The sequence below is a fragment of the Chimaeribacter californicus genome (genome assembly GCF_002858675.1).
Taxonomy (GTDB): Bacteria; Pseudomonadota; Gammaproteobacteria; order Enterobacterales; family Enterobacteriaceae; genus Chimaeribacter; species Chimaeribacter californicus.
This window is the reverse complement of the sequence record NZ_PJZF01000001.1, coordinates 600,492-613,405: the sequence shown is the minus strand read 5'-3', so window position 1 is coordinate 613,405 and position 12,914 is coordinate 600,492. Positions and strand designations below refer to the sequence as shown.

General features: G+C 59.4%; 10 protein-coding genes. 4 read left to right on the top strand and 6 right to left on the bottom strand.

Annotated features, from left to right (window positions below; genetic code table 11):
* Window positions 1-147: 147 nt before the first annotated feature.
* Window positions 148-747 (bottom strand): nitroreductase family protein, encoded by a 600-nt coding sequence (locus CYR55_RS02835; RefSeq protein WP_101814623.1) that lies wholly within the window; start codon window positions 745-747, stop codon window positions 148-150.
* 343 nt (window positions 748-1,090) lie between these two features.
* On the opposite strand from CYR55_RS02835, the gene CYR55_RS02830 reads away from it, so the two are divergent.
* Window positions 1,091-1,870 (top strand): peptidoglycan-binding domain-containing protein, encoded by a 780-nt coding sequence (locus tag CYR55_RS02830; protein ID WP_165699509.1) that lies wholly within the window; start codon window positions 1,091-1,093, stop codon window positions 1,868-1,870.
* A gap of 45 nt (window positions 1,871-1,915) precedes the next feature.
* Here CYR55_RS02830 and CYR55_RS02825 read toward each other — a convergent pair whose 3' ends face one another.
* Complete coding sequence (locus CYR55_RS02825) at window positions 1,916-3,313, bottom strand: MFS transporter (RefSeq protein WP_101814621.1); 1,398 nt, start codon at window positions 3,311-3,313, stop codon at window positions 1,916-1,918.
* A gap of 263 nt (window positions 3,314-3,576) precedes the next feature.
* On the opposite strand from CYR55_RS02825, the gene CYR55_RS02820 reads away from it, so the two are divergent.
* Window positions 3,577-4,467: a LysR family transcriptional regulator gene (locus tag CYR55_RS02820; protein ID WP_206604026.1), complete on the top strand. Its 891-nt coding sequence runs from the start codon at window positions 3,577-3,579 to the stop codon at window positions 4,465-4,467.
* A 56-nt stretch (window positions 4,468-4,523) separates the two neighbouring features.
* On the opposite strand, the gene CYR55_RS02815 is transcribed toward CYR55_RS02820, so the two are convergent.
* From CYR55_RS02815 to CYR55_RS02805, 3 genes are read right to left on the bottom strand one after another with little or no spacing between them, the layout of a single operon-like run.
* On the bottom strand, window positions 4,524-5,933 hold the full coding sequence (locus CYR55_RS02815) for an efflux transporter outer membrane subunit (RefSeq protein WP_101814619.1): 1,410 nt from the start codon (window positions 5,931-5,933) through the stop codon (window positions 4,524-4,526).
* Window positions 5,926-9,084, bottom strand: coding sequence for an efflux RND transporter permease subunit (locus tag CYR55_RS02810; protein WP_101814618.1), 3,159 nt, complete (start codon window positions 9,082-9,084; stop codon window positions 5,926-5,928). Before CYR55_RS02810 ends, CYR55_RS02815 begins: the two co-directional genes overlap by 8 nt.
* Window positions 9,085-9,093: 9 nt before the next feature.
* The gene (locus CYR55_RS02805; RefSeq protein ID WP_101814617.1) at window positions 9,094-10,239 is read right to left on the bottom strand and encodes an efflux RND transporter periplasmic adaptor subunit; all 1,146 of its coding nucleotides are present in this window, start codon (window positions 10,237-10,239) and stop codon (window positions 9,094-9,096) included.
* A 990-nt stretch (window positions 10,240-11,229) separates the two neighbouring features.
* Between CYR55_RS02805 and CYR55_RS02800 the strand changes: the two genes are divergently transcribed.
* Both CYR55_RS02800 and CYR55_RS02795 read left to right on the top strand, forming a co-directional pair.
* Window positions 11,230-11,520: a type II toxin-antitoxin system TacA family antitoxin gene (locus CYR55_RS02800; RefSeq protein ID WP_101814616.1), complete on the top strand. Its 291-nt coding sequence runs from the start codon at window positions 11,230-11,232 to the stop codon at window positions 11,518-11,520.
* Complete coding sequence (locus CYR55_RS02795) at window positions 11,508-12,029, top strand: GNAT family N-acetyltransferase (protein ID WP_101814615.1); 522 nt, start codon at window positions 11,508-11,510, stop codon at window positions 12,027-12,029. Before CYR55_RS02800 ends, CYR55_RS02795 begins: the two co-directional genes overlap by 13 nt.
* An 83-nt stretch (window positions 12,030-12,112) precedes the next feature.
* Here the strand turns inward: CYR55_RS02795 and CYR55_RS02790 are convergent, their stop codons facing one another.
* A complete protein-coding gene (locus tag CYR55_RS02790; protein ID WP_101814614.1) occupies window positions 12,113-12,568 on the bottom strand; it encodes a hypothetical protein in 456 nt (151 codons plus the stop codon).
* Window positions 12,569-12,914 lie beyond the last annotated feature (346 nt).

The following is a 12,914-nucleotide window of genomic DNA, read 5'->3' as shown; positions in this document are numbered from 1 at the left end:
AAATAACCGGGTGCGCGGGCGGCTGGGGGGTGGCTACCGCAGGCAAGCCGAATCCCAGCCCGGTTGATTAATCTGGCGGAGCATGGGGATGGCGCGTGAAAAAGCCGCTTCACGCGGCTTATTGCAGGGGGAATAACATCAGCAACACTATTTAAAAATACGGAAACGCTCTTCGTCCGCCATATACCCTTTTTCACCCGGCGGTTGCAGGATGCTGCCGAACGGCATCTGGGCGCGCAGCCGCCAGTGGGCAGGCAGGTGCCACTGCTGCTGTACCGCCTCGTCAATCAGCGGGTTGTAATGTTGCAGCGACGCGCCGATTTTCACCTGCGCCAGCGCCGTCCAGACCGAGAACTGGGCGATGCCGGTGGAGTGTTCCGACCAGACCGGGAAATTGTCGGCATACAGCGCATATTGCTTTTGCAGGTCATCAATCACACGGGTGTCTTCAAAGAACAGTACCGTGCCCGCCCCGGCGGCAAACGAGCCGATCTTGTTTTCAGTGGTGAAAAACGCATCAGGCGGCACAATCTTTTTCAGTTCCTGTTTGACGATCTCCCACAGCTGGTGGTGCTGCTCATCAAACAGGATCACCACGCGGGAACTCTGGGAATTGAACGCGGAGGGGCTGAGTTTCACCGCCTCGGTAATCAGGCTGATCACTTCATATTCGGAACAGGGCAGTTCATTGCCCAGCGAGTAGATACTGCGGCGGGCGGTAATTGATTCGAGAAACGCATTACTCATTACTGGCTCCTGGCTGATAACGGTAAGGGGGGCGCGCCGTCGTGGGCGGCGCTTACCCAAGTATGGGAGGAAACGGGGTGATTGCAAAAAATCAGCGCTGTAACCGCAGGTTAGCGCGTGTTGAGCCGGGCGGGAACACCGCCGCCGGGCGCGCCTTCCTAAGGAAATTCCGATTCATCAGGGTAATTTATCAATACAATCAATGTGCCTTCTTCCTGAGGGGCTGCCTGTCTGTTATTTCCCCGGTATCCGGTTTACCTTACGCCAGAGGAGGCTAATTTTTACACAAAAATCCTCTCCCCCGGCGCGCTGGGGCCTCTCTCCCTACCGTGAGGTAAATATTATGGCTGATTACTCGTCTCTCGATTTTATCCGGGCCGAAATCGATTACCCCGGCCCGGTTGCCCTGAATACCCGATCCGGTGCGGTGAAACGTGTGCAGGAGTGGCTGACGTTCCACGGCCACGGCCTGGTGATTGACGGCGATTTCGGGCCGGCCACCCAACGGGCGCTGTCGGGGTTCCGGCAGGCGGCCGGGTTACAGGACAACGGGGCGCTAAACCCCGATGACTGGGCGCAGCTGGCGGCCCCGATGGTGCAGGTGTTAAAGCTGCCCGCCCCGTCCACCACCCTGCCGGCAACCTTACTGAAACTTGCCCGCCAGCATCTGGATGCCCATCCTGTTGAATTAGGCGGGGAGAACCGCGGCCCGTGGGTGCGGCTGTATTGCAATGGCCGGGAGGGCGAAGCGTTTCCGTGGTGCGCCGGGTTTGTGAGCTTTGTGGTGATGCAGGCCTGCGCCGTGCAGGAGATACCGCTGCCGCTGGCGTTATCGCTGAGTTGTGATGGGCTGGCGCAGAGCGCCAAAGAACAGGGGCGGTTTATCCCCGGGGTGCATATCGACAGCGGCAACACGCCGTGGAGCGATTTGGCCCAGGTCGGGCTGTTTCTGGTGAAACAGGGGCCGGATCACTGGCGCCATACCGGCCTCGCGTTTGACGGCGTGGATCACACCTTCCAGACCGTGGAGGGAAGTGCGGATAATCAGGGAACGCATAATGGGTATGAGGTCTGCACCCGTACCCTGTCAGTACAGCACTGTGATTTTGTGGTGCTGGCCTGATGGCGCAGGTTGCCGCCTTCCCGGCGGCAACCCCCATGTGCAGGCTTATTGCCGGGCGTCCTGCACCGGCGGCTTAATCACCAGCCGTTCAAATTTCCCGGCTACCACCAGATAGCCGAACATGCCCAGCAGGCCGTGTGCGCCGACAAACCACAGCGCCGTCTCAAAGGAGCCGGTAGTCGCCACCAGGTAACCAATCACCACCGGGGTGATGATCCCGGCGATGTTGCCCAGGCAGTTGAACACCCCGCCGCTCAGGCCGATCATCTGCTCCGGCGCGGTGTCAGACATCACCGCCCAGCCGATGGCCGACAGCCCCTTGCCGAAGAACGCCACCGCCATCAGCGCAATCACCGCGCTGTCTGAAGAGACCACGTTCGCCCACACCAGCATTGATGCCATAAACATGCCGAGCACAAACGGCGTCTTGCGCGCCGGTGACGGGTGCACACCGCGGCGGATCAGGAAGTCAGAGAACATGCCGCCCAGCACCCCGCCGCTGAATCCGCAGATGGCCGGCAGCGCGGCCACCCAGCCCGCCTCCATGATCGACATACCGCGCCCTTTGATCAGGTAAATCGGGAACCAGGTGATAAAGAAGTAGCTCAGCGCGGTAATGCAGTACTGGCCGATGTAGATGCCCCACAAGGTGCGGTTGGTAAAGAGTTGCCGCACCTCCTGCCAGGTGAAGCGGCGGCGGTCACGGCGGCGGTTCTGCTCCAGATCCACCAGCGCACCGTTGGCGCGGATGTGCTCCAGCTCCGCCTTGCCAATGTAGGGGCTGGTATGCGGCTCTTTATAAAACACAAACCAGCCGACGCCGATCGCCAGCCCGAGTGCGCCCATCCAGACAAATACATGTTCCCAGCCGAGCGCGTGGGTCAGCCAGGCCATCAGCGGGGTAAATACCACCACCGCCATATATTGCGCGGAGTTAAACAGTGAGGAGGCGGTACCGCGTTCATTGGTGGGGAACCAGCAGGCCACAATGCGTGAGTTGGCCGGGAACGCGGGCGCTTCCACCAGCCCGAGCATAAAGCGCATGGCAAACAGCACCATCGCGGCATACACCCCGGTCACACCAAACCAGCCCACGGTGCCCTGCATCATGGTAAACACTGACCAGAGCAGCAAACTGCACCCATAGACGCGGCGCGCGCCGTAGCGGTCCAGCAGCCAGCCGCCGGGGATCTGCCCTAGCGCGTAGGCCCAGGCAAAGGCAGAGAACACCAGCCCGAGCATCATCGGGTCGAGGCCCAGCACGCGTGAGACTTCCGTCCCGGCTATCGACATCGTTGCCCGGTCGGCATAGTTAATCACGGTGATCAGGAAAATCATCGCCAGCACCACATAACGGAAGTGGCCGGGCTGCGCCTGCTCAACCGGGACTGCCCGTGGGGAAGGTTGTTGTGCCGGCGAAGTGGCAGAGGTAGGGGTCGTCATCGTCGTCTCCACATCATCATGGTGAGTTTCATCCTTGATCGCGGCGTTATGCCTTAGATGCCGTCGCTGGCGGGTAGATTGTTCTATCGAAATTTTAAATAAACAGTTGTATTTCTTTATTTTTTATCACTGCATGCCGGCGTCCGGCCCTCACAGGCCCTCTGCCGGTTAAAACAATTGCCTATCATTCACTTAACATAATAGAAACATCATCGATATCGGTCTAAGTTAGAAACACTATCAACCGATACAAGAATTGAATCATGGAGCTTAGCCAGTTGCGTTGTTTTGTGGCGGTGGCCGAAGAGCTGCACTTTGGCCGTGCGGCCCGGCGGCTGTTTATGACCCAGCCGCCGCTGAGCCGCCAGATCCAGCTGCTGGAACATGCCCTGGGCGTCACGCTGCTGACCCGCAGCCACCGGCAGGTGCGCCTGACGGCCTCCGGCGAAAGTTTCTTGCGGGATGCGCGGCAGATCCTGGCGTTTACCCAGCAGGCGGAGATCTCGGCGCGGCGGGTGGCGGCCGGGGTCGCCGGGCGGCTGACGCTGGGCTTTACCGCCGTATGCGCGTACAGCCAGATCCCGGCGCTGATCGCCGAAGCCAGCCGGGTGCTGCCGGACGTGGAGATGATTTTAAAAGAGATGGTGTCGGCGGCGCAGTTGCAGGCGCTGGTGGCACGCACGCTGGACGTGGCGTTTGTGCGCCAGCCGCTGCCGCTGTTCCCGCTGGAGTACCTGCGGGTACTGCGTGAACCGCTGGTACTCGCCCTGCCCGCCGCTGATCCGCTGGCGGCTGACCCCGCCCCCGCCCTGACGGCGCTGCACCGCCAGCCGTTTATCATGTACTCGCCGAATGAGGGGAAATATTTCTATGACTGCATTGTGTCGCTGTTCAGCCAGGCCAACGTGCTGCCGCGCTATGTGCAGTTCCTGAGCCAGACCCACACCATTCTGGCGCTGGTCAAAGCCGGGCTGGGCATGGCGATCGTCCCGGCCTCGGCGCAGTCCCTGCGGATGGAGGGCGTTACCTTCCGCCCGCTGCCGCAGGCGGGCGCGGTGGCGGACGTCTACATGGCGTGGCGGCAGGATTGTGACAACCCGGCGCTGGCCGCGTTCCGTGGGCTGGTGGCGGCCGGGCTGGAACAGCAGGCGTAAAAAAGGGCGCCGTAGCGCCCTTTGGGAATGGTCTGTATGCAATCAGCTCATCGCGGTTACGGCTGCCAGCCGCCGCCGAGGGCTTTGTAGAGCGTGATGGTCTGGTTGAGCTGGCCGAGGCGGGTGGTGATCTCCGCCTGTTGCGCGGCGTACAGCGAACGCTGTGCCACCAGCACATTCAGGTAGTTGTCCACACCCTGCTTGTAACGCAGCTCCGAGGTGTCGTAGTTGCGCTGGTTGGCGGCGGTGTCCAGTTCGCGCGCTTTCAGCTCATCCTGGTAGGTCGCCTGACCGGCCAGGCCGTCAGAGACCTCTTCGAACCCTTGCTGAATCGCCTTCTCATAGCGGGCCACTTCAATCTTCTTCGACACTTCTGCAATGGTCAGATTGGCGCGGTTTACGCCGCCGTCAAAGATCGGCAGGTTCAGCGTCGGCATAAACGACCAGGAGCCGGTACCGCCGGAGAACAGGTCGCCGAGTTTGGCGCTGGTGGTGCCGCCCTGCCCGGTCAGCGTAATGCTCGGGAAGAAGGCCGCGCGCGCCGCGCCGATGTTGGCATTGGCCGCTTTCAGCGCATGCTCCGCCGCGACGATGTCCGGGCGGCGGGTCAGCAGGTCAGACGGCAACCCGGCCGGGATCGCCGGGAAGTGCCATTCACGCTTGAGCGTCGCGCCGTCAATCAGCGCCTGCGGCACGGTGGTGCCGGCCAGCAGGTTCAGGGCGTTGATGTCCTGACGCACCTGGCGGCTGTAGCTCGCCACGTCCGCCTGCGCGCTGCGCACCGTGGTCTCGGCCTGCGCCAGATCCTGGGTGGTGGCCACGCCCTGATCAAAGCTGGCTTTGGTCAGGTTGTAGGAGTCGGTCTGGCTCGCTACCGTCTGTTGCGCCAGCGTCAGCAGGTCACGGTCTGCGCACAGCGACAGGTAACCGGAGACGGTCTCCGCCACCAGGCTTATCTGCGTGGCGCGCTGGGTGGCGTCGGTCTGGAGGTAGGTCTCCAGCCCTTCGTCACGCAGGCTGCGCACCCGGCCAAACAGGTCCAGCTCGTAGGAGGTCACGCCGAGGTTGGCCTGGTACTGATGGTAAGTCACCGGGCCGGTGGTGCGGGTGTTGTACAGCCCGCCCGGCAGGTGCGCACCGGTGCCGCCGGCACCGAGGGCCACGGTCGGCAGCAGCGCGGCGCGGTCTACATCAAACTGCGCCTGGGCACTCTCCACGTTCAGCGCCGCTACCCGCAGGTCACGGTTGTTGGCCAGCGTCAGGCTGACCAGCTGTTGCAGCGCCGGATCGTTGAAGAAGGTTTTCCAGCCGATGTCCGCGCCGTTGGCAGCGGTGCCCTGCGCGGGCACGTTCCAGTTGGCGGGAACCGGCATCGCCGGCTGTTCATATTTCGGTTCAAGCGTACACCCGCTCAGGGTGGCGAGGGTCACCAGCGCCATCAAAGAGAGGCGGAGTGGCTTATTCATGGTCTGTTTTCTCAATAGCGTGGCCATTGGCGGTCACAGGTTTAGTCTTGTCTGCGCGGTTACGGGTAAACAGGCGTACCACCACCACATAGAACATCGGTACAAAGAAGATCGCCAGGAAGGTGGCGGTGATCATCCCGCCCACTACCGCAGTGCCGATGGAGTGCTGGCTGCCCGCCCCCGCGCCGTGGGAAATGGTCAGCGGCACTACGCCGAGGATGAACGCCATCGAGGTCATGATGATCGGGCGGATACGCAGTTTAGCCGCTTCTACTGCCGCCTCAACAATCCCTTTGCCCTCGCGCTCATGCAGCTCTTTGGCGAACTCCACAATCAATATGGCGTTTTTCGCCGCCAGCCCCACCGTGGTCAGCAGCCCCACCTGGAAGAAGACGTCATTCTGCAGGCCGCGCATCAGCACTGCCCCGATGGTCCCCAGTACGCCGAGCGGTACCACCAGCAGCACCGAGAACGGAATGCTCCAGCTCTCATACAGGGCGGCCAGGCAGAGGAACACCACCAGCACCGAGATGCCGTAAAGCGCCGGGGCCTGCGAGCCGGAGATCTGCTCCTCATAGGAGATGCCGTGCCACTGCACGCGGAACCCTTTCGGCAGTTTGGCGGCGATCTCCATCACTGCTTTGCTGGCGTCGCCGGAGCTGTAGCCGCTGGCCGGGGAGCCCATCAGTTCCACGGAGGAGACGCCGTTGAAGCGCTCAAAACGTGGCGAGCCGTAGCCCCATTTGCCGCTGCCGAAGGCGGAGTAAGGCACCATCTGGCCGCTGCTGTTGCGGAAATACCACTTGTCGAGGTCTTCCGGCGTCACGCGCGAGGCAGCGCGGCCCTGGATGTAGACCTTCTTCACGCGGTCCTGGTACATGAACTGGTTAACGTAGCTGGAACCCCAGGCGGCGGAGAGCGTGTCATTGATGTCTTCCAGGCTCAGGCCAAGGGCGCGGGCGCGTTCGTCATCAATCATCAGCTCATACTGCGGCTCGTCATCCATGCCGTTCGGGCGCACTGCCGTCAGGCGTTTGTCTTTCGCGGCCATACCCAGGAACTGGTTACGCGCGGCAATCAGCGCCTCATGCCCGGCGTTGTTGGTATCCTGCAGGAAGAAGTCAAAGCCGGTGGCGTTACCCAGCTCCATCACTGCCGGCGGGACCAGCGCGTAAATTTTGGCATCTTTCTGTTGCGAGAAGTGCGCCATGGAACGGCCGGCCAGCGCCTGCACCGTCTGGTCTGTGCCGCGCTCACTCCAGTCTTTCAGCAATACGAAGGCGATACCAACGTTGGTGCCGCGGCCGGAGAAGCTGAAGCCGTTGGCGGTGAACACCGATTTCACCGACGCGCCCTCTTTGTCCAGCAGGTAGCTGCGCATGGTGTCCAGCACTGCCTGGGTACGCTCTGAGGAGGCGTTCGGCGGCAGGGTCACCTGCACCAGCATTACGCCCTGGTCTTCATCCGGCAGGAAGGAGGTCGGCACGCGGGTGAACAGGAAACCGGTCACCAGCACGATGCCGAGGTAAATCACCAGGAACAGGTTACGGCGCGAGATCACGCCCTGCACGCTGCGGGTGTAATGCAGTGTGCCCGCGTCAAACATGCGGTTGAACCAGCCGGCAAAGCCGGTATGCGCTTTCTCCTCGTCATACTGCTTGAGGATGGTGGCACACAGCGCCGGAGTGAAGATCAGCGCCATCAGCACCGAGAGCGCCATCGCGGAGACGATGGTGATCGAGAACTGGCGGTAGATGATGCCGGTCGAGCCGCCGAAGAACGCCATCGGGATCAGTACCGCTGAGAGCACCAGCGCGATGCCGAACAGCGCGCCCTGGATCTGCTCCATCGATTTGATGGTGGCGGCTTTCGGGTCGAGTTTCTCCTCGTGCATCACACGTTCGACGTTCTCCACCACCACGATGGCGTCATCCACCAGCAGGCCGATCGCCAGCACCATCCCGAACATCGTCAGGGTGTTGATCGAGTAACCGAAGGCAGCAAGGATACCGAAAGTACCGAGCAGCACCACCGGCACCACCAGCGTGGTCACCAGGGTGGCGCGCAGGTTTTGCAGGAACAGCAGCATCACGCAGAACACCAGCACGATCGCTTCCAGCAGGGTTTTCACCACTTCCTCAATCGAGGCGCTGACCACCGGCGAGGTGTCATACGGGAACTTGATTTGCACGCCTTCCGGCAGCGAGGACTTCAGGCCATCCAGCGTTGCGCGTACCGCTTTGGCGGTGTCGAGGATGTTTGCCCCGCTCGCCAGACGCAGCGCAATACCGGTTGACGGCTTGCCGTTCAGGGTCGAGGCGATGCTGTAGTTCTCCGGCCCCAGATCGATGTTGGCCACATCGCTCAGGCGCACCTGTGAACCGTCCGGGTTAACCTTCAGCAACACATCCTTGAACTGCTGGGTGGTGGTGAAGCGGGTTTTGCCGATGATGGTGGCGCTGAGTTTGGTCTGTTTCACCGTCGGCAGGCCGCCGAGCTTACCGGACGACACCTGCACGTTCTGCTGGTTGATCGCCGCGGTCACATCACTTGGGATCAGCTGGTATTTGTAGAGTTTGGCCGGGTCGAGCCAGATGCGCATCGCGTATTCGGAGCCCATCATCAGGAAGTCGCCCACGCCTTTGGTACGGGTGATCGGGTCTTCCAGCTTGGTGACCAGCAGGTTGCTGAGGTCGGAGTTGGTCATCGAGCCGCTGTCGGCGATCAAACTGACCACCATCATAAAGTTCGACTGGTACTTCGCGACGCGCATCCCCTGGTTCACCACCTCGGTCGGCAGCTGGGATTCAGCCAGCGACACCTTGTTCTGCACCTGAACCTGGGCGATGTCCGGGTCGGTGCCCTGATCAAAGGTGGCGATGATGGTGGCGCTGCCGTCACTGTTACTTTGTGACTCGATGTAGCGCAGGTTATCCAGCCCGTTGAGCTGCTGTTCAATCACCTGTACCACGGTGTTCTGCACCGTCTGGGCAGAGGCACCCGGATAGGTGACGGTGACCGAGATCGCCGGCGGGGCGATGTTCGGGTACTGGTTAATCGGCAGGTGCATAATGGAGAGCGCACCGGCCAGCATCACGATAATTGCCACAACCCAGGCAAAGATCGGACGCTCGACGAAAAATTTAGACATGCGTTAACCTTACTGTGCGGACGGATCGGTCAGGGAAAGGTTCTTGGTGGAATCAGCGTCAGCCTGTTTCGCCTGCTCGGTCGCCGTTACCTTGACGCCGTTGCGCACGCTTTGCAGGCCGTTGGTGATCACCCGGTCGCCCTCTTTCAGGCCGCTGTTAACCAGCCAGTTGCCGCTGATCATTTCGCCGGTCTCGATGGAACGCTGCTCCACGGTGCTGTCTGCTTTCACCACGTAGACATACGGCTTGCCTTTCACGTCATGGCCAATCGCTTCCTGCGGCACCAGAATGCCCTGCTGCTGCACGCCCTGTTGCAGGGTGGCATGCACGAACATCCCCGGCAGCAGTTCGCCGTGCGGGTTCGGGAAGGAGGCGCGCATGGTCACGGAGCCGGTACCCTGGTCAACCGTCACTTCTGAGAACTCCAGGCGGCCCGGCAGGGAGTAGGCCGAGCCGTCTTCCAGCGTCAGCGTGGCTTTGGCCGCATTGGCCCCGGCCGATGCCAGCTGGCCGGAGGCCAGGGCGCGGCGCTGGCGCAGCAGATCCTGCGAGGATTCACTGACGTCAACATAGATCGGGTCAAGCTGCTGGATGGTGGTCAGGTAGTTGGTCTGGCCGTTGGTAACCAGTGCGCCTTCGGTGTAGAGGGTACGGCCGATGTGGCCGCTGATAGGCGCAGTGATGCGGGTGTAGTTCAGGTTAACGCGGGCGGACTCCACATCTGCCTCGGCTTCTTTCTGCGCCGCCACGGCATCTTCATACTGCTGGCTGCTTACGGCGTGCGCCTCAGCCAGCGGCTTGTAACGCTTCGCCAGCGCGGCCGCATTGCGCAGGGTCGCCTGGGCTTTGTCATAGGCGGCCTGATAGGTCGCCGGGTCGATCTGGTAAAGCGGCTGGCCGGCTTTGACCTCACTGCCCTGGGTGAAGTAACGTTTCTGGATGATGCCGCTGACCTGCGGGCGCACTTCGGCGGTACGCACGGCGCTGGTGCGCCCCGGCAGGTCGCTGGTCAGGCTTACAGGCTGGGCATGCAGCGTGACGACATCAACGGCCGGAGCCTGTGCCTGCGCAGACGCGCCGGCAGAGGAGGAAGCCGATTGGTCGCACGCAGAAAGAAGCATCACAATGCTCATGGAGAGAAGTTTGCGGCGCATAGTATTCACTCTGGTTGAAAAGCGAGAACAGTCGTTCTCAAATAAGAGGGACACTATACGAGAAGCGTTTTCTTAACTCATGTGAGAGTATTGTAAGGAAAAATAGCAAAATAATTCAAAGGGCTGCCCACAGACACACCCACCACGCGGAAACCCTCCGCATTTCTCGAATAAATCCATATTGATCTGTGTCACATTTCGAATAACTCAGAAGAGTATTTTAATCTTATTCTTATTTTCAGAGAAATATTCTTTACCATGGGTGATTATCACCCATGGTAACTCTGTCACATTTTGGCGTATCCATTTTGTGCTCTCACATCTCTTCACAATTACTTTTCATTTGCGGTTACCCACCGTTGAGGTGAACCGGGTATGCTTATCCGCGAGGAAGAGCAGTTCCTCCTTTGTTGCCGGTTGCAACCAAACCCACTGTCCGATGTGGGTTTTTTTTCGTCTGGAGATCGCCAGACTTCAGCGATGTTTAAGTTTAATGGGATTGAGGTTTGTTGCGCGTGTTGGCATCTGTGCAATGCCTTTTCTGGGATCGAGGTTTGTTGCGTTGGCATACGTCCGCACACCTTATGTGGCCCCGCTGCCGCCACCGCGCAAGGGGCGCGTAAGCGCCCGCCCCTTGCATCCCCGCGCTTTGGGTGATCTGGCTGAATCATTGCCCGCTCTCGCGGGTGGCCCTCACTCCGCCTCCGGGCTAATCGGGCCGCCGCAGACACGCTCCCAGCGTGGCTGCGACTCTCGCACACATCCGTGTGTGCTCGCCCGGCCCTGCGTCTCCATTCGGCAATGATTTTTACGCCCCCACCACCTCTGCAAATCTTTGGGTATGTAAGGAAATGGTAGGGGAGCTTCTTTGTGCGGGCTGTGCGGCTATCTTTTTAAATATTGCTGTACGCCCTCACACGGCAGGAATAAGATGGCGTGTACGGCAAAGTGCCGTACAAACTCAGTATCTCTTTATGACCGGAGAAGAAAATGTCATCCGTGGCTAAAAATGAGCGCCTTGAACTCCGGGTAAGCTCGGATATGAAGGCCGAAATCGAAACCGCAGCCCAGATAAGCCGCGTCAGCGTTTCACAATTCATTGCTGACTCTGCGCTGGCAAGGGCTGAAACTGTCATCAGCGAGCATAGCCGTATCAAACTGACAGAGGCTTCATGGAATGCTGTTATGGACGCGTTAGAGAATCCGCCGGCACCTAATGAACGCCTTCGCCGTGCGGCCGCCCGCAGTCGCGAGGAATCTACCTGGGAATGGAATCGGTAAAACTGAAAATTGTGAAGTTTTCGGCAGGTATGAATATCAACGTCGAAAACTTCTGCTGTGGCCGCCCTGAATTGGACGAGTTTCTGAAAAAGCATTTGGCTAAACAGCATGTCGGCAATGTTCTTAAAGCGTATTTGCTCATCACTGATGAACCGGCTCCCGAGGTAATGGGCTTTTATACGCTGTCCGGCGGAAGTTACGCCAAAGCCAGTATGACCAGCCAATATAAGAAGCATGTTCCCTATCGCGAAATCTCGTGTATCACGCTTGGGCGTCTCGCCGTTGATAAGCGCGTTGCCGGTAAAGGCTTTGGTACGCAACTGGTCCTTGATGCACTGCGCATTGCTTACTACGCCGCTGATGCCATCGGTATCTATTCCGTTATGGTGGAAGCGAAGGATGAACGCGCCGCTGAGTTTTATCGCAAGATGGGCTTTATACCGCTAAAAACCGATAAGGATGACTATAAGTTCTTTTTCCCGGTCGCCAGTATTGAATCTCTGCTTTAAGGTTGCCAATTTTCGGTATCGGTATCTACCAATCAAGAGATGATCAAGCAGCCCTTGCCATGGGGTTAAGGGCCGCTGCATTATCAGCCTTTAAACATGGTCGAGAGTTTATTTACCGCATAGGGTGAAAAGAGCGTCATGCCCATCACAAAGAATTGGTTGATATCATCGATGTTTTTTACCTCTTCCGGTAAATAGAATATAGCGAACAGCATGTAATAACCGGTGCCGAGGTACATCGCCGCCAGAATTATACCGCCGATCAGGGCGATTAAGCGGCTGGAGCTGGCGACCATCACCGGTTTAACCGGTGCCGCTGTGATGACCGCCGTAGCCTCCCCCGTGGGTTCGCCGGGGGCAATGGGTGCTACGGGCGAGCCCTCGGGTTCACTGATTGCTTCGCTCATCTTCCAGTTACTGTCTGCCAGGCTCCGGCGGATAATTTTCAGCGTCACTACCAGAAACAGTGTAACGAAGCCAATAATCAGCCAGAAAACCACATCTTTGATCACCAGAAAATCGGTAACGTGTTTGTCCATAGTGCCTCCCCGCCGTCTTCCCCGCCCCCGGCAGGAGAAACAGCCCTGACCCCAACGCCCGGCACACCGCCGGAAGCTCACCGTCCCGCTTCTCACCCGCGATTAAGCAAAAATTAGCAGCGACAAAATGGGTTACAAGCCTAAAACCCCTCATTTTTTTAGCCGCGCTAATATAAAAATCCTCAAAGAGACAGGTGAGAAAAAACGGGAAAAAATGAGCCGGCACTGATTAACGCTCCCCACCTACCATTTCCTTACATACCCAAAGATTTGCAGTCTGGTGGGGGCGTAAAAATCATTGACCAATAGAGCCGCTAGGCCGAGCGAGTATGCAGAAATCCCAAGG

Bases quoted from the DNA above. Each gene is read 5' to 3' on its own strand.
- CYR55_RS02810 (WP_101814618.1), bottom strand. From the start codon at position 9,084: ATGTCTAAATTTTTCGTCGAGCGTCCGATCTTTGCCTGGGTTGTGGCA.
- CYR55_RS02805 (WP_101814617.1), bottom strand. From the start codon at position 10,239: ATGCGCCGCAAACTTCTCTCCATGAGCATTGTGATGCTTCTTTCTGCG.
- CYR55_RS02830 (WP_165699509.1), top strand. From the start codon at position 1,091: ATGGCTGATTACTCGTCTCTCGATTTTATCCGGGCCGAAATCGATTAC.
- CYR55_RS02835 (WP_101814623.1), bottom strand. From the start codon at position 747: ATGAGTAATGCGTTTCTCGAATCAATTACCGCCCGCCGCAGTATCTAC.
- CYR55_RS02800 (WP_101814616.1), top strand. From the start codon at position 11,230: ATGTCATCCGTGGCTAAAAATGAGCGCCTTGAACTCCGGGTAAGCTCG.
- CYR55_RS02825 (WP_101814621.1), bottom strand. From the start codon at position 3,313: ATGACGACCCCTACCTCTGCCACTTCGCCGGCACAACAACCTTCCCCA.
- CYR55_RS02820 (WP_206604026.1), top strand. From the start codon at position 3,577: ATGGAGCTTAGCCAGTTGCGTTGTTTTGTGGCGGTGGCCGAAGAGCTG.
- CYR55_RS02790 (WP_101814614.1), bottom strand. From the start codon at position 12,568: ATGGACAAACACGTTACCGATTTTCTGGTGATCAAAGATGTGGTTTTC.
- CYR55_RS02815 (WP_101814619.1), bottom strand. From the start codon at position 5,933: ATGAATAAGCCACTCCGCCTCTCTTTGATGGCGCTGGTGACCCTCGCC.
- CYR55_RS02795 (WP_101814615.1), top strand. From the start codon at position 11,508: ATGGAATCGGTAAAACTGAAAATTGTGAAGTTTTCGGCAGGTATGAAT.